Annotated in this window: 17 protein-coding genes; 11 read left to right on the top strand and 6 right to left on the bottom strand. The window is 61.8% G+C overall.

The annotated features are described in order from the left end of the window. Positions 1 to 74 precede the first annotated feature (74 nt). The 3 genes from BM403_RS02765 to BM403_RS02755 form a co-directional block, all read right to left on the bottom strand. Positions 75 to 3746, bottom strand: a complete 3672-nt coding sequence (locus tag BM403_RS02765; RefSeq protein WP_093541485.1) for a translocation/assembly module TamB domain-containing protein — start codon at positions 3744 to 3746, stop codon at positions 75 to 77. After that, positions 3746 to 5473 carry an autotransporter assembly complex protein TamA gene (locus tag BM403_RS02760; protein ID WP_093541483.1) on the bottom strand — a complete coding sequence of 576 codons (1728 nt, stop codon included), beginning with the start codon at positions 5471 to 5473 and terminating at the stop codon, positions 3746 to 3748. Before BM403_RS02760 ends, BM403_RS02765 begins: the two co-directional genes overlap by 1 nt. Before the next feature lie 64 nt (positions 5474 to 5537). Beyond that, positions 5538 to 6188, bottom strand: a complete 651-nt coding sequence (locus BM403_RS02755) for a GNAT family N-acetyltransferase (protein ID WP_046035548.1) — start codon at positions 6186 to 6188, stop codon at positions 5538 to 5540. Positions 6189 to 6356: 168 nt separating this feature from the next. On the opposite strand from BM403_RS02755, the gene xthA reads away from it, so the two are divergent. After that, positions 6357 to 7169, top strand: coding sequence for an exodeoxyribonuclease III (gene xthA, locus BM403_RS02750; protein ID WP_046035549.1), 813 nt, complete (start codon positions 6357 to 6359; stop codon positions 7167 to 7169). A gap of 137 nt (positions 7170 to 7306) precedes the next feature. Continuing rightward, entirely contained in the window at positions 7307 to 8638 is a 1332-nt protein-coding gene (locus BM403_RS02745) for a substrate-binding domain-containing protein (RefSeq protein WP_093541481.1), read from the top strand. Between the two features lie 120 nt (positions 8639 to 8758). Here the strand turns inward: BM403_RS02745 and BM403_RS02740 are convergent, their stop codons facing one another. Further along, positions 8759 to 9988, bottom strand: coding sequence for an acyl-CoA dehydrogenase (locus BM403_RS02740; protein WP_028616890.1), 1230 nt, complete (start codon positions 9986 to 9988; stop codon positions 8759 to 8761). 151 nt (positions 9989 to 10139) lie between these two features. On the opposite strand from BM403_RS02740, the gene BM403_RS02735 reads away from it, so the two are divergent. The 3 genes from BM403_RS02735 (at position 10140) to BM403_RS02725 (ending at position 12592) form a co-directional block, all read left to right on the top strand. Next, a complete protein-coding gene (locus tag BM403_RS02735; protein WP_012725006.1) occupies positions 10140 to 11075 on the top strand; it encodes a LysR family transcriptional regulator in 936 nt (311 codons plus the stop codon). A 208-nt stretch (positions 11076 to 11283) separates the two neighbouring features. Continuing rightward, entirely contained in the window at positions 11284 to 11676 is a 393-nt protein-coding gene (locus BM403_RS02730) for a MerR family transcriptional regulator (protein WP_012725007.1), read from the top strand. A 16-nt stretch (positions 11677 to 11692) separates the two neighbouring features. Beyond that, positions 11693 to 12592, top strand: a complete 900-nt coding sequence (locus BM403_RS02725; RefSeq protein ID WP_012725008.1) for a hydroxymethylglutaryl-CoA lyase — start codon at positions 11693 to 11695, stop codon at positions 12590 to 12592. A 613-nt stretch (positions 12593 to 13205) separates the two neighbouring features. Here the strand turns inward: BM403_RS02725 and BM403_RS02720 are convergent. After that, on the bottom strand, positions 13206 to 14843 hold the full coding sequence (locus tag BM403_RS02720) for an AMP-binding protein (RefSeq protein WP_093541479.1): 1638 nt from the start codon (positions 14841 to 14843) through the stop codon (positions 13206 to 13208). Between the two features lie 149 nt (positions 14844 to 14992). Between BM403_RS02720 and BM403_RS02715 the strand changes: the two genes are divergently transcribed. Genes BM403_RS02715 through BM403_RS02700 form a run of 4 tightly spaced genes read left to right on the top strand, consistent with a single transcriptional unit; the run spans position 14993 to position 20519 of the window. Beyond that, positions 14993 to 16156, top strand: coding sequence for an isovaleryl-CoA dehydrogenase (locus BM403_RS02715; protein WP_043205557.1), 1164 nt, complete (start codon positions 14993 to 14995; stop codon positions 16154 to 16156). An 11-nt stretch (positions 16157 to 16167) separates the two neighbouring features. Beyond that, a complete protein-coding gene (locus BM403_RS02710) occupies positions 16168 to 17775 on the top strand; it encodes a carboxyl transferase domain-containing protein (RefSeq protein WP_046035553.1) in 1608 nt (535 codons plus the stop codon). 15 nt (positions 17776 to 17790) lie between these two features. After that, positions 17791 to 18597 carry a gamma-carboxygeranoyl-CoA hydratase gene (locus tag BM403_RS02705; protein WP_046035554.1) on the top strand — a complete coding sequence of 269 codons (807 nt, stop codon included), beginning with the start codon at positions 17791 to 17793 and terminating at the stop codon, positions 18595 to 18597. After that, the gene (locus tag BM403_RS02700; protein WP_093541477.1) at positions 18594 to 20519 is read left to right on the top strand and encodes an acetyl/propionyl/methylcrotonyl-CoA carboxylase subunit alpha; all 1926 of its coding nucleotides are present in this window, start codon (positions 18594 to 18596) and stop codon (positions 20517 to 20519) included. The genes BM403_RS02705 and BM403_RS02700 overlap by 4 nt, the downstream gene beginning before the upstream one ends. Here the strand turns inward: BM403_RS02700 and BM403_RS02695 are convergent. Then, positions 20516 to 21148 (bottom strand): LexA family protein, encoded by a 633-nt coding sequence (locus tag BM403_RS02695; RefSeq protein ID WP_093541475.1) that lies wholly within the window; start codon positions 21146 to 21148, stop codon positions 20516 to 20518. The two genes, BM403_RS02700 and BM403_RS02695, sit on opposite strands and share 4 nt — an antisense overlap. 130 nt (positions 21149 to 21278) lie before the next feature. On the opposite strand from BM403_RS02695, the gene BM403_RS02690 reads away from it, so the two are divergent. After that, positions 21279 to 21629 carry a DUF6124 family protein gene (locus BM403_RS02690; RefSeq protein ID WP_046035556.1) on the top strand — a complete coding sequence of 117 codons (351 nt, stop codon included), beginning with the start codon at positions 21279 to 21281 and terminating at the stop codon, positions 21627 to 21629. 466 nt (positions 21630 to 22095) lie between these two features. Continuing rightward, on the top strand, positions 22096 to 23247 hold the full coding sequence (locus BM403_RS02680) for a M14 family metallopeptidase (protein WP_043205559.1): 1152 nt from the start codon (positions 22096 to 22098) through the stop codon (positions 23245 to 23247). The last annotated feature ends 121 nt before the right edge of the window (positions 23248 to 23368 follow it).

The raw sequence follows: 23368 nt of genomic DNA, 5'->3' as shown, positions 1-23368 counted from the left end.
TCAGTCGACTGCAACATGACTGACCCACCGCCATCGGGAGCAAGCCCCCTCCCACATGTTTAATCGCGTAAGCGTTAGAAATCGCGCTTGTAGAAGATATCCAGGGAGCTGGCCACGCCGCTTGCCACTTCCAGATACACCTTCTTGCTCAACAGGTAGCGCAAGGCAATCGTGCTGGCGGGCTCGAACACGCCCACGCCGTAACGCAGGCTGAGTTTCTCGGTGATCTTGCCGCTGGCCACCACGGCGGTGTTGTTACCGCTGCCCTGGGTGTCGAGGTCGAAGTCCTGGATACCCAACTTGTTGGCAAGGTCCGAGGTGACCCCGGCGCTGCCCATCAACCCCAGGCCCAATGCGGCTTGCGCGAGCATATTGTTATCTTCGCCGGTGCTGCTCAACGGACGCCCCAGCACCAGATACGACAGCGCCTGTTCCTGGCTCATGGCCGGTTCCGAGAAGATTTGCGTGGTGGGCTGCTCGGCACTGCCGCTCAGGCGGATACCGGCGACCACATCATCGGTCTTGCGGATCGCTTCGATGTCCAGGTATGGCTGGTCCAGGGGCCCGGCGAACAACAAGCGCGCTCGTCGCACATCCAGCCGCTGCCCGTAGGCACGGTAGCGGCCATCGTTGAGCCACAGCTCGCCACGGGTGTCGAGGTTGTCGCCGATATGCACCTGGCCCTGCACCTTGGCAGTGAGGCCGAAGCCCGAGAAGTTGAGCTTGTCTTCACCCACCACCACGTCGATATCCATGGCCATCGCCATCGGCGGCTTCCCCTCCTCGGTCTGGCTGCCGATGATCACCGTGTCATCCGAGACTTTGACGGTGGACGGCGGCAGCTCACGCACGGTGATATCGCCACGCGGGATGTGCACTTTACCGGCCACCGCCAGCTTGTCGTTCTTCAGGCTGATTTTCAGGTCGGGCGCCACCTCCAGCACGGCGTAAGGTTCAACCGTGACCGGCAGTTGCGAGCCTTGCAGGCTGAGGTCCACCACCAGCGCCTGGCCCCAGTCGATCTGGCCCTTGAGGCTGCCCTGCCCCGCCTTGCCGCTGCGCCAGCCACCGTTGAGCTGCACGCTTTCGCCTGCGATCAGCGCTTGCACATTCAAGCCTTCGAGGCTGATGGGCAGTTCCGGCCCGGCAATCTCGCCACCCACCAGGTTCACGTTGCCGTTGACCTGCGGTGCCAGCAAGCCACCGGAAATACGACCATTGCCATTGAGCTTGCCGCTGAGGGTTTCCACCATCGGTACAAACGGCCGCGCCACCGCCAAGTCCAGCCCGACGAGGCTGAAGTTGCCGGTGATCGGCTTGTTCTTCGGCAACGGGTTGATCTGCGCCTGCAGCATCAACTCACCGAGCTTGCCGCCACGGAAGTTCAGCTGCGTGTCGATGCGTTTAGGGTTGAGGGTGGTTTCCAGCTTCAGGGTGTCGTAAGGGAAATCCAGCCACTGGTCCTTGTCCTTGACGCGCAGGATGCCACCACTGGCGTCCACCGAGACAAGGCCTTTAGGGCCGCTGTCCGGCAGGTCCAGCTGCAGGTCGGCGTTGAGCTTGCCCTGCCAGGCAAAATCCTTGGGCAAGAACGCCGCCAGGCTGTCGATGGGGAATTGCTTGAGGTGGTAGCGCAGCTTCGGTTCCGGCATCAGGCGCTGGTCTTCGCCGCACAGGCTGGCGGGCCCGGACACCCAGCAGTGCGCGGCAAAAGTGAGCTTGCCATCGGCCAGACGCTCGATCTTCGCCGGCGCCTGCAGCTTCCAGTCCTGCCCGCCGGCTTGTACATCACCGCTGGCCAAGCGCCCGCGCCAGTTGCCTTTATCGAGAGTGCCATCCAAGGCCAGGGCCAGCTTGACCAGCGGGCCGACCAAATCCAGCTGGACCTTCTGCTGCTGGATATCGCCTTGGGCGCTGGCGGTCAGGGTACCGACCTGGGTGTCGCCGGACTGGATGCCGCTGCCCTTGAGGTCGATCTTGGCGCGCTGGGCATTGTCCAAGCTGGCATCGAGGGTGAGGTTTTGCAGGCGATTGTCGGCAAACGCCAGTTGCTGGCCCTTGAGGCCCAGTTTGCCTTGGGGCGCCTTGAGACTGCCGGCCACGTCGAGCCGGCCGTTGACCTGCCCGCGCAGTTGCGGCCACAACTGAGCCAGGCGCGCCAGCTTGATATCAATCTGCCCGGCCAGGCGTTGTTGCAGGCTGCCACTGCCATTGATGCGGTTGTCGCCGAGGCGGATATCCAGGTTAGCCAACGTCCACTGCTCGCCCGCCCCGTCGGCCTTGGCCGCCAGCACCGCGGTTTGACCGCGCAAGCGGCCCTTGAGGTCGAGGTCGGCATTCAGCTTGAGTTGCTCGTTCTTGAACTCGCCTTTGCTGCGCAACGGCCCGGCCAGGGTGCCGGGCAATTCAGCCACCCAGTAAGCCGGGTTCAGCGCCGACAGGTCGAGGGCCGTGTCCCAGGCAATGCCGTCGGCGAATTGCAGGTTCAGGTGGCCTTCAGCCTTGCCTTGGCCAGCGGTGAGTTTCAGTTCAGGCAGGAAAATTTGTTTAAGGTCGCCACTGAACGGCGTGACCACATTGAACTTGCCCGCCGGGCCATCGAGGTCGGCCTTGAGGTTGCCCAGGTAGTTGCCGTCCTTGTAGGAGATCTCACCATTGAACGTACGCAGCGCGACTTGCGGCTCGTCGATCACCGGATAGAGGCGATGCCACGGGAAATCCAGCCAATCGATCTTGGCCTCGGCGCTGAAGCCTTGCTGCCAATCGAGTTGGGCGGTCAGCTTAAGGCTTTGCTTGTCACCGGCATTCAGGTCCAGGCCGGCAATCTGCGCGCCCTTGGCGTCGACCTTGCCTTGCAGCAGCAAGTCCACCGGGCCCTTTTCCGCCGGCAGCACGGCCTTGCCCAGCAATTGGTAGCCGCTGTTCAAGTCGCCTTTGGCGGTGAGGTCGAGTTGATTGAGTTGCAAGGTGTCGGGCAGATCGGCGCTGGGCTTGAAGCCGTCGGCAGTGAGGTGCAATTGGGCCGGGAGGTTTTCCACCAGCGGTTGCAGCTCGCCGGTGAGCTTGGCCGGCAGGTAGCCGCTGCTGTCAGCATTGAGCTTGAGGGTCTTGAGCAGATCGCCGTCGACGTTGAGAGCGACGTGCCACGGTGCGCCGCCCGGCGCGTAGGGCAGGCTCAGGTTACCGCTGGCGGTCAAAGGCCAGTCGTCAATGGGTTGCAGCAGGCCGGCGAGGTCCAGCACCAGGCCATCGCGCTGCACATGCACCGAGTCGATCTGCAGGCCGGCGGCGGTCCAATGCGCCGCCAGTTGCAAGCCTTTCAGTTCTTCGCTGCCGTTAAACAGCAGGCTACCGACGCGAACGTCGCCCAGCTGGATGGCCAGCGGCAGATTCAAGTCAGGCAGCGCGATCGGCCCGCTGCTTTCCTCGGTGCTTGGCGGGAATTGCAGGCTGACCTGTTCCACGTCCAAGCGGTCGATACACAAGGTCATGCGCAACAGGCACGCCGGCGACCAATCCCATTGGGGGGCCTGGAGTTCGACGCGACTGCTGTCCTGCTGCCACAACACATGGTCGGCGCTCCATTGGCCGCCCAGATGCCCCTGGAAATGCTCTACGCTCAACCCCGGTACACGCCCCAACGCCCAGCGGCTGCCCGCCTGAGTGCCCAGTACCGCCCACAGTGCCAGCAACAGCACCCCAAGGAGGGCAACCACGGCCAACCCTGCTATTTTCACACCACGCATCACAGCTCAGGCCCCATGGAAAAGTGCAATCGAACGCCGCCCGGATCTTCGAGGGCATGGGCCAGGTCAAGGCGGATCGGGCCGACCGGCGAAACCCAGCGGATACCCACGCCCACGCCGGTCTTGAGGCTGGGCATTTCCAGGGAATTGAAGGAATTGCCCTGGTCGATAAAGGTCGCGACCCGCCATTTCTCGGCGATGGAATACTGGTACTCGGCGCTCAGGGCCACCATGTAGCGGCCACCGATGCGGTCGCCACGGTCGTTCTCGGGTGACAGCGTCTGGTACTCGTAGCCGCGCACGCTCTGGTCGCCACCGGCAAAGAAGCGCAGCGACGGCGGCACCGACTGGTAGCCATTGGTGGCACTGCCGCCTACCTGGGCACGCGCCAGGAAGCGATGGTTGTCCCACAAGGTGGTCAGGCCTTTGACCATGGCCGTGCCGTAGAGCAGGTTGGTGTCGGAGCCCAAGCCCTCTTTCGCCACCTTGCTATCAAATTGCAGGCGATAGCCGTGGTGCGGGTCGATGCGGTTGTCACTGCGCAGGTAGGAATAGCTGATCCCCGGCATTACCAGGTTGCTCAGGCCGGAGTCATTACCCAGGCGATATTCTTCGCGCTGGTACTTGAGCGAGATCACTCGGGTCCAACCGCTGGGCAATTTGCTGTGCCACTCGGGGCCGAGGGTGAGCAATTTACTCAGGGTGTCGGTGTTGGCGATTTCTTCATTCTGATAGCCACCGGCGAAACGCAGCTTGTCGGTGAGCGGAGGGTCGAGCGGGATGTCATACCACAGGCCGACGTTCTGGCGTGGCGCCGACAGCTCGGCTTCCCAGCCATAGCTATGACCCTGGGGGTTGACCCAGTGCCGGGTCCAGTTGGCTTTGCCGCGTGGGCCGACGTCAGTGGAGAACCCCAGGCCCAGGCCCATGGTGCGCGGCTTGCGGGTCTCCAGGCGCACGGCGACCGGGATGATGTCGTTGGCCGAGGCGGCCGGGGCCGCGTCCACGCGCACGCCTTCGAAAAAACCGCTGGCTTGCAGGTTCTGGTTGAGTTCGGCGATCAGTTCGGAATCGTAGGGCGTGCCACTTTTGAACGGCACCATGCGTTGCAGCAGCTCTTCGTCAAACGGCGTATCGCCGGCGAAGCTGACCTTGCCCAGGGTGTAGCGCGGGCCGCTGTCGTAAACGAGTTCGATATCGGCGACACCCGCCTTCGGGTCCACCGCGAGTTGCTGTTGGGTGAAGCGCCCGCTGAAAAAGCCGTAGCGCGACGCCTGGTTCTGGATCAGACGCTTGGCGTCTTCGTAATGGCCGTGGTTGAGCACGGCGCCGGAGGTGAGGTCGTCGCTGACGGGCACGCGAAAGGCCTTGAGGTCGGCGGCAGGGCCGTCCACCCGAATGGTCACGTTACGCAGATGCACCGGCTCGCCGGGGTCGATGGTGAGGATCAGGCGCGGATTCTTGCCGCCCTTCACATCGCTTTCGATCTGTGGCTGATAGAAACCCAGCGCCTGGGCGGCCTTGCGCGCCTGCTCCTCGGCGCCGCGGCTGAACCGCAGCAAGGCCTCTTCATCACGATCGCCCACCCCGCCGATATAGCCTTCGATGTTGGCTTTCAACCCGTCGTTTGAGGGCTTGATCCGCACGTCCAATTCGCTCTGCGCCAAGGCGCCGCAGCTTGTGAACAGCAGAAACAAGCCGCTGGTAAATCTTCCTGGAAACTTCATAGGCGCGGATGCTACACGAGCTGGGGAGAAACTTAGAACTCAGACAATTCTGAAAAATTCTGTGCTAAACCGTTACGGCCTGTAAGGCCTGGGGGTTGGGATGGAAAAAAACGTGCTCCAGGATCGGTCCTACAGCGACCTCACCAATTTCCTCATAGCCCTGACGCTTATAGAAATCCAGGTAGCGTGAATTGCCCGTGTCGAGCACCACACCGGACGAATGCGGGTCTTCGGCGCACCAGTTGTGCACGGCCTCCAGCAACTGCTCGCCATAATGTTTGCCCTGGAATTGCGGGTGGATCCCCAGTAGCGGTAACACGTGCACCGACTCATTGGGCAGGCACGCCAGCACGGCGTGGTGGTAGTCGAGATAACGCCGGGTACCGCGCACACCCGTGCTCAACCACATGCGCAATTGCCAGGCCCAGCTCTCGGTGATGCCCAGGCGCCGTTGCGGTGGCGCGATCAGGGCGATGCCGATCAGCCGGTCGTTGACGAACAGGCCAATCGCCGGCAGTTTCTGAAAGAAATGCTGTTTGACCAACTCGCGCACGGTGGCCCGTACGCGCTGCTCGTAGCCCGGACGCTCGGCTTCGAAGATATAGGCAAAGGTCGGCTCATGACGATAGGCCTGATACAGCAGGGAACGGGCCTCGCGGGAATAGCCGCTGTTGAGCAGGCGAATTTCAGCAATGGCAGTCGAAGTGTCCGGCATACAGTCAATCTCCCTGGGCGCCGCTCAGGAGGCGGCGTTCTTATGGGTACGAACCCACGCAGCACGAGTCGTTCCCAGACATTAGCAGCGCATCTGCCCTACCGCCATGCTGGCCCCCGTCCGACTTGTCCGCTAGCATCGCCCTTTTGCCAGACTGGACTGCCGACCATGAAAATCGTCTCCTTCAATATCAACGGGCTGCGCGCCCGCCCTCATCAGCTGGCGGCGCTGATTGAAAAGCACCAGCCCGACGTGATCGGCCTGCAGGAAACCAAGGTCCACGATGACCAATTCCCCCTCGCCGAAGTACAAGCCCTGGGCTATCACGTGTACTACCACGGGCAGAAAGGCCACTACGGTGTGGCCCTGCTCTCGCGCCAGCCGGCGCTAAGCCTGCACAAAGGCTTTGCCAGTGACGAAGAAGACGCCCAGCGCCGGTTTATCTGGGGCACTTTCGCCGACGAACATGGCCAGCCAGTGACCATCATGAACGGCTATTTCCCACAAGGCGAAAGCCGCGACCACCCCACCAAATTCCCGGCCAAGCAGCGCTTTTACGAAGACCTGCAACAGTTGCTGGAAAGCCAGTTCAGCAATGACCAGGCGCTGGTGGTGATGGGCGACGTGAACATTTCCCCGGAAGACTGCGACATCGGCATCGGCGCCGACAACGCCAAGCGTTGGCTGAAAACCGGCAAGTGCAGCTTCCTGCCGGAAGAACGCGAATGGATGGCGCGCCTGAAAAACTGGGGCCTGGTGGACAGCTTCCGCCACTTGAACCCGGACGTGGCGGACCGCTTCAGCTGGTTCGACTACCGTAGCCGTGGGTTCGAAGATGAGCCCAAGCGCGGCCTGCGGATTGACGTGATCATGGCGTCCAATGGCCTGCTGCCGCGGGTCAAGGACGCCGGGGTGGACTACGACCTGCGCGGGTTGGAAAAGCCGTCGGACCATGCGCCGATCTGGCTGGAACTGAGCTGATCTCAGGACCGTACGCGGTCAAAATGTGGGAGGGGATTGCCCCTTCCCACATTTAGCCTTGCGGCGCGCCAGTCATATTTATGCAACCTGCCTGACTTATTCTCGCGGCACTCCCTTTGGCTTGAGAAGGTGCCGGCATGAGGCTGCGCGTTCTGTTCCTGCTGACCCTGTTTCCCGTCTTCGCTGTTTGCGCCCCCCTTCCCGTTCCCGACCAAGGCCCTGCACTGCGCATCCAGGGTTCCAATACCATTGGCGCTGCGTTGGGCCCGGCGCTGGTCAAGGGCTTGATGGAGCATCAGGGCCTGCAGGCAGTGCACACTGAACCGGCCGAAGGTGCCAATGAACAGCGCGTGATCGGCAAGACGCGTCAGGGCAAGACCGTGACCATTGAGGTCGCCGCCCACGGTTCCAGCACCGGTTTCACTGCGCTTAAAAAGTCCACTGCCGACCTGGCGGCCTCCTCCCGCCCGATCAAGGACAGTGAACTGGTCGATCTCGAACCCCTCGGCGACCTGAAAAGCCCTGAAGCGGAACAGGTGATCGCCATCGACGGCTTGGCCATCATCCTCCACCCGCAAAACCCGTTGAACACCCTGAATACCGAGCAACTGGCGCAGCTCTTTAATGGTGAGATCAGCACCTGGGAGGCCGTGGGCGGCGTCGGCGGGCCGATTCATGTGTACGCGCGCGATGATCAGTCCGGCACCTACGACACGTTCAAGGACCTGGTACTGCGCCTGCGCGGCAAACCACTCGTGCCCTCCGCCAAGCGTTTCGAGTCCAGTGAGCAGTTGTCCGATGCGGTCAGCCAGGATCCGAAGGGCATCGGTTTTATCGGCTTGCCCTACGTGCGCCAGGCCAAGGCAGTGGCAATTGTGGACGGCGACTCACAACCGATGTTGCCGCTCAATAGCCTGATCGCCACCGAGGATTACCCGTTGTCCCGTCGGCTGTTCTTTTACCTGCCGCCGTCGGGGCACAACCCGTGGGCCAAGGCGCTAGTGGACTTTACCCAGAGCAGCAAGGGCCAGGCGATTGTCGCGGCGAGCGGGTTTATCGCCCAACAGGTGCAGGCGATGGACGTCGAACCGCGCGCCTCGATGCCCGAGGGCTATCAAACCATCGCCCGCGAGGCACAGCGCCTGACGGTGAATTTTCGTTTCGAAGAAGGCAGCGCCAGCCTCGACAACAAAGCACGCCAGGATTTGCAGCGGGTGGTGGCTTATATAAAAAGCCACGACAAGCTGGATAAGCAGGTGACGCTGGTGGGGTTTGGTGACGCGAAGAATGACCCGCAGCGCGCCGCGTTACTGTCCAAGCTCAGGGCGATGGCGGTGCGCCGGGAGCTGGTCAAGAGCGGTGTGGTACTGAGGGAGATTCGCGGGTTTGGCGCGCAGATGCCGGTGGCGGCGAATACGGCGGATGAGGGCCGGATCAAGAATCGGCGGGTGGAGGTGTGGGTTTACTGAGGACTGATGGATCTTCATTGCCTGATCCGGCCTCATCGGGGGCAAGCCCCCTCCCACATTTTGATCTGTGAACACATCCAAGTGTGGGAGGGGGCTTGCCCCCGATGCAGGCGACGCGCGTTACTGCCCGCTGCGCATCAGCTCTTTAGGCACGTACTTGCCAATCTCGAACTTGCCGATCGCCGCCCGATGCACTTCGTCCGGGCCATCGGCCAAGCGCAGGGTGCGTTGCATGGCATACATGTAGGCCAGCGGGAAGTCGTTGGAAACCCCGGCTCCGCCATGGATCTGGATCGCGCGGTCGATCACCTTCAACGCTACGTTCGGCGCCACCACCTTGATCTGGGCGATTTCACTTTTCGCCACTTTGTTACCCACGGTGTCCATCATGTACGCCGCCTTCAGGGTCAGCAGGCGCGCCATGTCGATCTCCATCCGTGAGTCGGCGATCTTGTCGATATTGCCGCCCAGGCGGGCCAGCGGTTTGCCAAACGCGGTACGGCTGACGGAACGCTTGCACATCAATTCCAATGCGCGCTCGGCCATGCCGATGGAGCGCATGCAGTGGTGGATACGGCCAGGGCCCAGACGGCCTTGGGCGATTTCAAAGCCGCGGCCTTCGCCGAGCAGAACGTTCTCATAAGGCACGCGTACGTTGTCGAACAGCACTTCGGCGTGGCCGTGGGGGGCATCGTCGTAGCCGAACACCGGCAGGGGGCGCACGATTTTCACGCCAGGAGTGTCCACTGGCACCAGGATCATCGAATGCTGCTGGTGGCGCGGTGCATCGGGGTTGCTCAGGCCCATGAAGATCAGGATCTTGCAGCGCGGGTCGCAGGCGCCGGAGGTCCACCATTTTTTGCCGTTGATCACCCACTCGTCGCCCTGGCGTTCGGCGCGGGCGGCCATGTTGGTTGCGTCCGAGGACGCCACGTCCGGCTCGGTCATGGCGAACGCCGAGCGGATCTCGCCGCGCAGCAGCGGTTCCAGCCAGCGTTGTTTCTGCTCTTCGTTGGCGTAGCGCACCAGCACTTCCATGTTGCCGGTATCGGGGGCGGAGCAGTTGAACGGCTCCGGGCCCAGCAGGGAGCGGCCCATGATTTCGGCGAGTGGCGCATATTCAAGGTTGGTCAGCCCGGCACCCAATTCGGATTCCGGCAGGAACAGGTTCCACAGGCCTTCGGCTTTGGCCTTGGCTTTCAGCTCTTCCATGATTGCGGTGGGCTGCCAGCGGTCGCCTTCGCTGACTTGGCGCTCGAACACCGGCTCGGCCGGGTAAACGTAAGCATCCATGAACGCAGTGACGCGTTCACGCAGTTCCTGAACCTTGGGCGAATAGGCGAAATCCATGAGCAGCTCCCTTCTCTGAGAGGTTGTTTAGGTCATGCAATCGATGCTAGAACAGCGTTGATAATTTACCTAGCCTATTCTCGGCGTGTATTAACATTCATCACCGATATATGATCGACGTATGGCCACCTAACAATAAGAGCGCTACGCAATGAATCTGAGCAAGGTCGACCTCAACCTGTTTATCGTCTTTGACGCGATCTACACCGAAGCCAACCTGACCCGCGCCGGGCAGATTGTCGGCATCACCCAGCCGGCGGTGTCCAACGCGCTAGCCCGTCTGCGTGAGACCTTCAACGATCCGCTGTTCGTGCGTACCGCCCAAGGCATGGTGCCCACGCCGATGGCGCAGAACATCATCGGCCCGGTGCGCAATGCGTTGTCGTTGCTGCGGGTGTCGGTGCAGGAAAGCCGCATTTTCAACCCACAGCAGGCGGCCAAGACCTACCGCATCAGCATGACTGACCTCACGGAGGCGGTAATCCTGCCGCTGCTGTTCCAGCGCCTGCGCCGCCTGGCGCCCACCGTGGTGATCGAGAGTTTCCTGTCCAAACGCCGCGAGACCACCAAGGAACTCGCCGCCGGGCGCCTGGACTTCGCCGTGGATGCGCCGTTGAACACCGATCCGCAGGTGCGCCACGTCAAGCTGATGGAAGACCGCTACGTGTGCGCCATGCGCAAGGGCCATCCCATGGCCGGTAAGGACAAACTGACCCTGGATGACTACCTGTCGCTGACCCATATCCATATCTCCAGCCGCCGCAACGGCTTGGGCCACGTCGACCTGGCCTTGGGCAAGATGGGCATCCAGCGCAAAATCGCCCTGCGCTCCCAGCATTACCTGATGGCTTCACAAGTGTTGCAGCAGACCGACATGGTCATGACCGTGCCCGAACGCTTCGCCCGCCGCCACGAACTGCACTGGTTCAACCTGCCGGTCAACGATGTGCCGCCGGTGGAAACCCACCTGTACTGGCACGAAAGCACCGACCAGGACCCGGCCAACCGCTGGATGCGCGAGCAGATGATTGAGTTGTGTCAGCAGGTCACGGCGCACGAAAAGAAACTGGACGGCAAACAACCCTAACTTGTAGTGAGCGGGCTTGCCCCGCGCTGGGTGGCGAAGCCGCCCTAGAAAAGACACCACCGAGTCCCAGATAAACCCAGGTCGCCTGGTTTGGGGCGGCTTCGCCGCCCAGCGCGGGGCAAGCCCACTCACTACAAGAGCGCGACCCTTGACGTTAACGTCAAGCAGCCATTAGCTTAGCGCCCAAGACATCTTCTCGGGCACTACCATGAGCACGACCTACAGCATCTCCGACCTCGCCCGCGAGCTCGACATCACCACGCGCGCCATTCGCTTCTATGAAGAACAAGGGCTGCTGGCCCCGGAACGCCGGGGCCAGGAGCGTATCTACTCGGCCCGCGACAAGGTCAGTCTCAAGCTGATCCTGCGCGGCAAACGCATCGGCTTTTCCCTGGCCGAATGCCGCGAGCTGATCGAACTCTACGACCCCGCCAGCGGCAACCATGTGCAACTCAACAGCATGCTGGCAAAAATCGCCGAGCGCCGTGAGCAGTTGGAACAGCAACTGCTGGATATCGAACAGATGAAGCTGGAACTGGACACCGCCGAAGAGCGCTGCACCCAAGCCCTGGCCACCACCCTGCGCCAGGCCGGCCATTGATCAGAAGGTAACTGCCATGTCCCTCCCCTCACACGTACGCCTGGTGGAAGTCGGCCCGCGCGACGGCCTGCAGAACGAAGCCCAACCTATCAGCGTGGCGGACAAAGTCCGGTTGGTGGACGCACTCAGCGCTGCCGGCTTGAGCTATATCGAAGTCGGCAGTTTCGTCTCGCCCAAGTGGGTGCCGCAGATGGCCGGCTCGGCCGAGGTATTCGCGCAGATCCAGCGCAGGCCCGGCGTGACCTACGGTGCCCTGGCGCCGAACCTGCGCGGTTTCGAGGACGCATTGGCAGCCGGCGTGAAGGAAGTGGCGGTGTTTGCGGCGGCGTCCGAGGCGTTTTCCCAGCGCAATATCAACTGTTCCATCAGCGAAAGCCTGGAACGCTTTGCGCCGATCATGGCGGCGGCCAGGCAGCACGGAATCAGCGTGCGAGGTTATGTGTCGTGCGTGCTGGGCTGCCCGTATGAAGGCGAGATTGCGCCGGCGCAAGTGGCGGCGGTCGCGCGGGAGTTGTATGCCATGGGCTGCTATGAAGTGTCCCTTGGCGACACCATCGGCACCGGCACGGCGGGCGCCACGCGGCGGCTGTTCGAGGTGGTCGGCGCGCAGGTGCCACGAGACAAGCTGGCGGGGCACTTCCACGATACGTATGGCCAGGCTATCGCGAATATCTACGCCAGCCTGCTGGAGGGCATCGCGGTGTTCGACAGCTCTATCGCGGGCCTCGGCGGCTGCCCCTACGCCAAGGGCGCCAGCGGTAACGTCGCCACCGAAGATGTGCTGTACCTGCTCAACGGCCTGGGCATCGAGACCGGAATCGACCTGCAGGCATTGATTGGCGCGGGCCAGCAAATCAGCAACGTGTTGGGCCGACCCACCGGGTCACGCGTGGCCAAGGCGCGTAACACCGGTTGAGTAGCGTAGCCGTGACAATGTGTTACCGCACGCCTACACATCGAGTAACACGGGAACATATTTTGTCGTATTTGCCGCAGGACATTTCTCACCAAAAAATCAAGCCATTGATTTTAAAGGCTTTTTAAAAGTTGGCATGGCTTCTGCTACCTCTATGGCATAACAAGAATAAAAAGCACCAAGCCTAATAAAAATAAGACGAAACGACTCTGACATAACAAAAACAACACGGCAGAGACGCAGCTAACAGATTTTTTTGGAGAAGATGTGCTTCGCAGGGTACGGCGTGCCGAAACCCGCAACCGGTTAGAGAAAAATAAAACTACCTCAGGTAGCTACCCACTGGTTGGATCGATAACGAAGAAGCAGATCAGCGCTCAAAAAAATACGTTTGCTCTTGACCCCGAATGGGGGTCGCCAAAAACAGCGGTAAAGGGTAACGGTTGCCAAAAACAACAATAGACCGCCCCTCAATAATAAAAAAAGAGCACGCAACGACAAATTAAAGGGGACCCTCGGGTCCCCTTTGTGCTTTCTGCGTTTCGTTCATGTGTTGATTCACCGCAGCCAACATGTGAGGGAGCAAGCCCCCTCCCACATGGGTTCTGTGGTGTTATTGAGACTGCGTGCGCAGCTCTTCGATGGTGATTTCGCGCATGCGGAATTTCTGGATCTTGCCCGTGACCGTCATGGGGAATGCCTCCACGAACTTGAAGTGCTTGGGCGTCTTGAAGTGCGCAATGCGGCCCTTGCACCAAGTTTGCAGCTCAAGCTCATTGGCCACATGGCCGGGATGGAACTTGATCCAGGCGACGATGGCTTCACCGTAGCGCTCATCCGGAATGCCGATGACCTGCACATCCGCCACCGCCGGGTGGGTGAAGAAAAACTCCTCCAGCTCACGCGGGTACACGTTCTCGCCGCCGCGAATGATCATGTCTTTGTTGCGCCCGGCGATACACACGTAGCCGTGGGCGTCCATGCTCGCCAGGTCACCGGTGTGCATCCAGCCGGCGTCGTCGATGGCCTCGCGGGTGGCGTCGGGGTTGTTCCAGTAGCCGAGCATCACGCTGTAACCACGGGTGCACAACTCGCCGATCTCGCCGCGCGCAATCGTATTGCCATCGGCGTCGATGATCTTGTTTTCCAACTGCGGCTGGGTGCGCCCGACGGTGGTCACGCGGCGTTCCAGGTCGTCATCCGCTCCGGTTTGCAAGGACACCGGGCTGGTCTCGGTCATGCCGTAGGCAATCTGCACCTCGCTCATGTGCATCTCGCTGATGACCCGGCGCATCACTTCGATGGGGCACGTAGAGCCGGCCATGATGCCGGTGCGCAGGGTGGACAGGTCAAAGTCGCCCAGGCGGGGGTGATCGAGCATGGCGATAAACATGGTGGGCACGCCGTACAGGCCTGTGGCGCGCTCCTCGGCGACGGCGGTGAGGGTCAGCAGCGGGTCGAAGCCGTCATTCGGGTAGATCATGGTGGTGCCGTGGGTGATGCAACCGAGGTTGCCCATGACCATGCCGAAGCAGTGATACAACGGCACCGGGATCACCAGGCAGTCCTGCGCGGTGAGGCCCAGGCTTTCGCCGACCATGTAGCCGTTATTGAGGATGTTGTGGTGGCTGAGGGTGGCACCTTTGGGAAAGCCGGTGGTGCCGGAGGTGTACTGGATATTCACCGGTTGATCGAAATGCAAAGCGGCCTGGCGGGCATGCAGTTGCTCGAGCGGGATGCCTGCACCGCGCGCTGCCAACTGCGACCAGGGCAGGAATCCCGGTGGCGGGTTGGGGTCGAGGCTGATCATGCCGCGCAGGTCCGGCTTCAGCGCCTGCAGCATCGCGTGGTAATCGGAAGTCTTGAACGACCCGGCACACACCAGCCACTGGCAGCCGGACTGCTTGAGCACGTAGTCCAGTTCACTGCTGCGGTAGGCCGGGTTGATATTGACCAGGATGACCCCGAGCTTGGCACTGGCGATCTGGCTGATGCACCACTCGGCGCAATTGGGCGCCCAGATACCCAGGCGGTCGCCGGCCTGCATGCCCAAGGCAAGAAAAGCGCGGGCGTGTACATCCACCGCCTCGGCCAACTGCCGCCAGGTGTAGCGAAGCTGCTGGTGGCGCACCACCAGGGCCTCGCCGTCAGGATGCTGCGCAACCGTGCGATCAAAGGCCTGGCCGATGGTCATGGCCAGCAAGGCTTTGTCCTGAGGGCCACGGCTGTAGCTCTGATTCGATTGATCCATAACGACCCCTGTTGTCTTTTTTGTAGGTTGACGTAAACGTAAACTACGATTGACAGCGCCGCAACGCAAGCTTACGTTAACGTAAAGGTGAGCGCCCTCCCCTGGCGCGCCCTCCACACAAAAACAATGCTCACATTAAGGTGCCTGTCATGAGTTACCCGTCCCTGAACTTCGCCCTCGGTGAAACCATCGACATGCTGCGCGACCAGGTGCAGTCCTTCGTGGGCAAGGAAATCGCGCCTCGCGCGGCCCAGATCGACATCGACAACCTGTTCCCCGCCGACCTGTGGCGCAAGTTCGGCGACATGGGCCTGCTGGGCATCACCGTGCCGGAAGAGTACGGCGGCGCCGGCCTGGGTTACCTGGCCCACGTGGTGGCCATGGAAGAGATCAGCCGGGGCTCGGCGTCAGTGGCGCTGTCCTACGGCGCGCATTCCAACCTGTGCGTGAACCAGATCAACCGCAACGGCAACCACGAACAAAAACTCAACTACCTGCCCAAACTCATCAGCGGCGAACACGTCGGCGCCCTGGCCATGAGTGAGCCGAATGCCGGCTCCGATGTGGTTTCGATGAAACTGCGCGCCGACAAACGCGGCGATCATTACGTGCTCAACGGCAGCAAAACCTGGATCACCAACGGCCCCGACGCCAGCACCTATGTGATCTACGCCAAGACCGACCTGGAAAAGGGCCCTCACGGCATCACCGCGTTCATTGTCGAGCGCGACTGGAAAGGCTTCAGCCGCAGCAACAAATTCGACAAACTGGGCATGCGCGGCTCCAACACCTGCGAACTGTTTTTCGATGACGTGCAAGTGCCGCAGGAAAACATCCTCGGCGTGCTCAATGGCGGCGTCAAAGTGCTGATGAGCGGCCTCGACTACGAGCGCGTGGTGCTGTCCGGCGGCCCCACCGGGATCATGCAGGCGTGCATGGACCTGATCGTGCCCTACATCCACGACCGCAAGCAGTTCGGCCAGAGCATCGGCGAATTCCAGCTGATCCAGGGCAAGGTCGCCGACATGTACACCCAACTCAACGCCAGCCGCGCCTACCTCTACGCGGTGGCCCAGGCGTGCGAGCGTGGCGAGACCACGCGCAAGGACGCGGCCGGGGTGATCCTCTACAGCGCCGAACGCGCCACGCAAATGGCCCTTGATGCCATCCAGATCCTGGGCGGCAATGGCTATATCAATGAATTCCCGGCCGGGCGCCTGCTGCGTGACGCCAAATTGTATGAGATCGGCGCCGGCACCAGTGAGATCCGCCGGATGCTGATCGGTCGCGAACTCTTCAACGAAACCCGCTGAAGGAGCGCACCATGGCCACCTTGCACAGCCAACTCAACCCACGCTCGGCGGAGTTTGCCGCCAACAGCGCGGCGATGCGCCAACAGGTCGACGCCCTGCACACCCTACTCGCCCACGTGCAACAAGGCGGCGGCGCCAAGGCTCAGGAGCGGCACACCTCGCGCGGCAAACTGCTGCCTCGCGAGCGCATCAATCGTTTGCTCGACCCCGGCTCGCCGTTTCTTGAACTCAGCCAACTGGCCGCCCATCAGGTGTACGGCGAAGACGTACCGGCGGCTGGGGTGATTGCCGGGATCGGCTGCGTGGAAGGCGTCGAATGCATGATCGTCGCCAACGACGCCACGGTGAAAGGCGGGTCCTACTACCCGCTCACGGTCAAAAAACACCTGCGCGCGCAGACCATTGCCGAGCAGAACCGCCTGCCGTGCATCTACCTGGTGGACTCCGGCGGCGCCAATCTGCCGCGTCAGGACGAAGTGTTTCCCGATCGCGAGCATTTCGGCCGGATCTTCTTCAACCAAGCCAACATGAGCGCCCAAGGCATCCCGCAGATCGCCGTGGTGATGGGCTCGTGCACTGCCGGTGGCGCGTATGTGCCGGCGATGGCCGACGAAGCGATCATGGTGCGCAACCAGGCCACCATCTTCCTCGCCGGCCCGCCGCTGGTGAAAGCCGCGACCGGTGAAGTGGTCAGCGCCGAAGACCTCGGCGGTGCCGATGTGCACTGCAAGGTCTCCGGCGTGGCCGACCACTATGCCGACAGCGATGAACACGCATTGGCGCTGGCCCGCCGCAGCGTGGCCAACCTCAATTGGCGCAAACAGGGCGAGTTGCTGCAACGCCCGCCCGTGGCGCCGTTGTACAGCAGCGAAGAGCTGTACGGGGTTATCCCGGCCGACGCCAAGCAGCCCTTTGATGTGCGCGAAGTGATCGCACGCCTGGTCGACGGTTCAGTGTTCGATGAGTTCAAGGCGCTGTTTGGGACCACCCTGGTGTGCGGTTTTGCGCACTTGCACGGCTACCCGATTGCGGTCCTGGCCAACAACGGGATTCTCTTCGCCGAAGCCGCGCAAAAAGGCGCGCACTTTATCGAGCTGGCCTGCCAGCGCGGCATTCCCCTGTTGTTCCTGCAGAACATCACCGGCTTCATGGTCGGCCAGAAGTACGAAGCCGGTGGCATCGCCAAGCACGGCGCCAAGCTGGTCACCGCAGTGGCCTGCGCCAAGGTGCCGAAGTTTACGGTGATCATCGGCGGCAGCTTTGGCGCGGGTAACTACGGCATGTGTGGCCGCGCCTACGACCCACGTTTCCTGTGGATGTGGCCGAATGCACGCATTGGCGTGATGGGCGCCGAGCAGGCGGCCGGTGTGCTGGTGCAGGTCAAGCGCGAGCAGGCTGAACGCGCGGGCGTGGGATTCAGCGCCGAAGAAGAGGCGGCAATCAAGCAGCCGATCCTCGACCAGTACGACACCCAGGGCCACCCCTACTATTCCAGCGCGCGCCTGTGGGACGACGGCGTAATTGACCCGTTGCAGACCCGTGACGTGCTGGCACTGGCCTTGTCCGCCTCGCTGAATGCCCCCATCGAGCCGAGCCGCTTCGGCGTGTTCCGCATGTAAATGGAGCCGTACCCCATGAGCGATTTCAATACCCTCGAACTGATCACCGACAGCCGTGGTTTTGCCACGCTGTGGCTTAGTCGTGAAGCCAAGAACAACGCGTTCAATGCCGAAATGATCCGCGAACTGATCATCGCCCTCGACCAGGTGCAAGGCGATCCGTCCCTGCGTTTTCTGGTGCTGCGCGGGCGCGGCAAACACTTCAGCGCCGGTGCCGACCTGGCCTGGATGCAGCAATCGGCCGAGTTGGACTACCACACCAACCTGGACGATGCCCGCGAGCTGGCGGAGCTGATGTACAACCTGGCCAAGCTGAAAATCCCGACCCTCGCAGTAGTGCAAGGTGCAGCCTACGGTGGCGCGCTGGGCTTGATCAGTTGCTGTGACATGGCAATTGGCGCGGATGACGCGCAGTTCTGCCTGTCGGAAGTACGCATCGGCCTGGCGCCGGCCGTGATCAGCCCGTTCGTGGTGCAAGCCATCGGCGAACGCGCGGCGCGGCGCTATGCCCTGACCGCCGAGCGCTTTGGCGGCCAACGCGCGCGGGACATCGGTTTGTTGGCGGAGAGTTACCCGATTGGCGAGCTGGACCGTCAGGTCGAACAGTGGATCGCCAACCTGCTGCACAACAGCCCGGCGGCGATGCGCGCCAGCAAGGACTTGCTGCGCGAAGTGGGCAACGGCGCCCTCACCCCGGCCTTGCGCCGCTACTGCGAAAACGCCATTGCGCGTATTCGCGTGAGCGCCGAGGGCCAGGAAGGCTTGCGCGCCTTCCTGCAAAAACGTCCACCGAGCTGGCAGCCTCAGGAGCCGCGTTCATGACAACATTGACGACCGTGCTGGTGGCCAACCGAGGCGAGATTGCCTGCCGGGTGATGCGCACCGCCAAGGCGATGGGCCTGACCACCGTGGCGGTGCACAGCGCCATCGACCGCGATGCGCGTCACAGTCGCGAGGCGGATATTCGTGTCGACCTGGGGGGCAGCAAGGCGACTGACAGTTACCTGCAAATCGACAAACTGATCGCCGCCGCCCAGGCCAGCGGCGCCCAGGCGATTCATCCGGGTTACGGTTTTTTGTCGGAGAACGCCGGGTTTGCCCGCGCCATTGAAGCCGCTGGCTTGATCTTCCTCGGCCCACCCGCCTCGGCGATCGATGCCATGGGCAGCAAGTCGGCGGCCAAGGCCCTGATGGAAACCGCCGGTGTGCCGCTGGTGCCGGGTTATCACGGCGAAGCTCAGGACCTGGACACCTTCCGCGCCGCCTGCGAACGCATCGGCTACCCCGTGCTGCTCAAGGCTACAGCCGGTGGCGGCGGCAAAGGCATGAAGGTGGTCGAGGACGTCAGCCAATTGGCCGAGGCGCTCGCGTCGGCCCAGCGTGAGGCGCTGTCGTCCTTCGGCAATGGGCAGATGCTGGTGGAAAAATACCTGCTCAAGCCGCGTCATGTGGAGATCCAGGTGTTTGCCGACCAGCATGGGCATTGCCTGTACCTCAATGAACGCGACTGCTCGATCCAGCGCCGCCACCAGAAGGTGGTCGAGGAAGCACCCGCGCCGGAGTTGAGCGTTGAACAACGCAAGGCCATGGGCGAAGCTGCCGTGCGTGCAGCACAGGCCATTGGGTATGTCGGCGCCGGTACGGTGGAGTTTTTGCTGGACGCGCGCGGTGAGTTCTTCTTCATGGAGATGAACACGCGGCTGCAGGTGGAGCATCCCGTGACCGAGGCGATCACCGGACTGGATTTGGTGGCCTGGCAGATTCGTGTCGCCCAGGGCGAGGCCTTGCCGATCACCCAGGAGCAGGTGCCGTTGATCGGCCATGCAATCGAAGTGCGACTGTATGCCGAGGACCCCGCGAATGATTTCCTGCCGGCTACCGGGCATCTCGCGCTGTACCGCGAATCCACGCCGAGGCCGGGCTGCCGGGTGGACAGTGGCGTCGAGCAAGGCGACAGCGTGTCGCCCTTCTACGACCCCATGCTCGGCAAGCTGATTGCCTGGGGCGAGGACCGTGAACAGGCGCGGCTGCGGTTGCTGGGCATGCTGGATGAGTTTGCCGTGGGCGGGCTGAAGACCAACCTGGGCTTTTTGCGGCGCATTATCGGGCATCCGGCGTTCGCGGCGGCCGAGTTGGATACCGGGTTTATTCCACGTTATCAGGACGAGTTGCTGCCGGCGCCCGGGGAACTGGGCGATGAATTCTGGCAAGCCGCAGGCGCGGCCTACATCCAGAGTTTGCCGCCGGGTGAAGGGCCTTGGGCGGATAAACGTGGGTTTCGTGCTGGATTGCCGGCCGAGGTTTCGCTGCATTTGAGCTGTAACGGCCAAGATCGGCTGGTCACTCTGGCCACGGACGGCGCCCAGCTACGCGGCGAACAGCTGCTGATCGAGCAACAGGGCGTGCGTCGCAGCCATTTGGCGGTGCGCCATGGCCACACGATGTATCTGCGCTGGGACGGCGAGATGCAGGCGGCAACGCTGTTCGACCCGATTGCAGCAGTCGAGGCCAACCAGTCCCACCAAGGCGGCCTTACCGCGCCGATGAACGGCAGCATCGTGCGGGTGCTGGTGGAGGTCGGACAAAACGTGGAGGCCGGCACGCCACTGGTGGTCCTGGAGGCCATGAAGATGGAACACAGTATCCGCGCGCCCCAGGCTGGAGTGGTCAAGGCGCTGTTCTGCCAGGAAGGTGAAATGGTTGCAGAAGGTTGCGCGCTGGTGGAGCTCGAAACGGCTGGCTAGAACTTCGCCGTGGCTTGAACCACCACGCCGAGGATGCGGCATTCTTCAGTGAACAGCCGTTTCGGGTAGGTGGGATTGAGCGGCACCAAGTAAAGCTGGCCGCTCTCTTCCAGCAACTGGCGGAAGGTCGCGTGTGGGCTCTCGGCCCATTGGGCGACCACCAGCTTGCCGGGCTCGGCCGCGATGGCCGGGTCTACCAGGATCATCATGCCCGCACTGACACTCAGGCCGCTGGGGGCGGTCATGGCGTCGCCTGTGACCGGCAGCCAAAAGGCATCGCCCTGGGCGTGATAATCCGTCAGTTCGAAGCGGGACACGCCATAAGGCGCCCGTTCTTCGCGCACCTCGCACACCCCTCTCCAATCGCTGACCGGGTAGCGGTAATACGGGTTGTAGTTTTTCTCCGGTGGGGCTTCCTCGGCCCGCTCGCGGATATCCAGTGCGACTTCAAGGTACCCCAGCCCCAGCGCCGCCAGGACCCGGTTCATGTCCACCAGGCTTGGCGCCCGCCGTTTGTTGAGCCAATGGCCAACGCCGCCCTGGGACATGCCCAAGCGCTCGGCCAACTCCCCTTGTGTGACCTTGCGGTCTTCCATGTTGGTCCTGACCAACGCAATCCAGTTATCCATGGGGCTGACAATACGTCATGGAGTTTTCAGGGCAATAAACAGTTTGTAGTAATCCATAAAACGACATAAATACGATACGTACTATCATCGGACATAAGGTTTTCGACACCCATCCGGAGTACCGCCCCCCATGACGACCAGCCCCAACTTCCTGCCTGAAACCGCTGAAGACACTGAACTGCATGACCTGCGCCATAGCGGTGCCGCCAAGCGCGCGCTGGATTTTTACTTGAAAGAAGATAGCTCGGAATCATTTCCGGATGGAGCCCTATTCACCCTCAAGCCAGGCATCAGCCAAGAGGAAGCCCTGATACACGCTTCAGACCTGCTGCGCAGCGCCGCGGCCACCGCCTATGAATCAGCAAGCAGCCATCAGGGCAATCATCGTGACCTGGCGTTTTCAGTGGTGTATTTGATTGATATGGCGAAGGCGATGGTGGAGCGGTCGTTGCAGGTGCCAGTGGCTCAGGCAAACGGGTAACCGGCGCGGAAGAAAAATATTTCTATCTCACGGATAAAAACATTTGACTTGCAAATGATAATGATTATTATTGGGCTCAGCTGATCGCGAGATCAGTCGATAGACCAAGGGACCTTAGGTCGGACTCTTGGAATATCTCCTCATCAGGCTAATCACGGTTTTTGACCCGGCTCTTTGGCCGGGTCTTTTTTTTGCCGGTTTCCCCGGCATGGCTTCAGGCTAATGAAGACTGTGTGTTGCTCGATGGCGCGCATGGTAGCAAAAGACCATCGCCGAAAGAAAGTCGGTCGAGCGCTCTGGCTCACATCTTTGCGAAATAGCGCTTGAGAATCAATCTCATAGATTCTAAGCTGCGGCGGCGTCACGGATGACGCCCCCCCTTCCCCCAGCAACAATTTTGCGTCCAGCCTTTACCAGACTCCTGTGTAATATGGCGCCACAACACTCATATTCAGGCACCCAGACTATGACCGTGGCCTTGACCTCCATCAAAATCAGCACCGACTTCGACAGTGGCAATATCCAGGTACTGGATGCCCACGATGCCTATCAGTTGTTGCTGGCAATCAAACCCGACACGCGCAGCCCACACTTCCAGTGGTTCCACTTCAAGGCCGAAGGCATGCACGTGGGCCACACCCACACGTTCCGCCTGAGCAACGCGAGCAAGTCTTCCTACCCGCACGCGTGGAGCGGCTACAACGCCGTGGCCTCTTACGACCATATCAACTGGTTCCGGGTGCCTTCGCGCTTTGATGGGGAAATCCTGCACATCAGCCTCGAAACCCGCGAGAAACACGCCTGGTTTGCCTACTTCGAGCCCTACAGCCGCGAGCGCCACGACGCATTGATCGACAAGGCCCTGAGCCGTGCCGGCACGAAGCTGCTGGCCACCGGTAAAAGTGTCGAAGGCCGTGATATCCAACTGCTACGTCGCGGCAAAGGCGGCGAAGGCCGCCGCAAGATCTGGATCATCGCCCAACAGCATCCTGGCGAGCACATGGCCGAATGGTTTATGGAGGGCATCATCGAACGCCTGCAGCAGGACGGTGACGCCGAGCTGAAAAAACTGCTGAAAGTCGCCGACCTGTACCTGGTGCCCAACATGAACCCGGACGGCGCCTTCCACGGTCACCTGCGCACCAACGCCATGGGCCAGGACCTTAACCGTGCCTGGCAGAGCGCCAGCCAGGAGATCAGCCCGGAAGTGCTGTTCGTACAGCAGCAAATGGAAACGTACGGCGTCGACCTGTTCCTCGATATCCACGGTGACGAGGAAATTCCCTACGTGTTCACCGCGGGCTGCGAGGGTAACCCCGGTTATACCCCGCGCATCGAGGCGTTGGAAAAACACTTCCGCGGCCACCTGAGCGCGCTGACCCGCGACTTCCAGACCACCTACGGCTACACCCGCGACCTGCCGGGCGAAGCCAACATGACCCTGGCTTGCAACGCGGTAGGCCAACAATACGACTGCCTGTCGCTGACCCTGGAAATGCCATTCAAGGATAACGACGACGCGCCCGACCTGCACACCGGCTGGTCAGGCAAACGCTCGATGCAGTTGGGCAAGGACGTGTTGAGTACGGTCGCTGATATCGTCGACGTCCTGCGCTGAGGTTGTGGCTTGCTTGCGCGGGGCTGCTTCGCAGCCCCAATCCTGGCACGGCGATGCTTCAGAGGCATCGGCTGGGCCTATTTTGGGGCTGCTTCGCAGCCCAGCGCGAGCAAGCTCGCTC

It is taken from the genome of Pseudomonas sp. OV546 (genome assembly GCF_900116845.1).
Taxonomy (GTDB): domain Bacteria; phylum Pseudomonadota; class Gammaproteobacteria; order Pseudomonadales; family Pseudomonadaceae; genus Aquipseudomonas; species Aquipseudomonas petroselini.
This window is presented reverse-complemented; position numbering and strand designations above follow the sequence as displayed.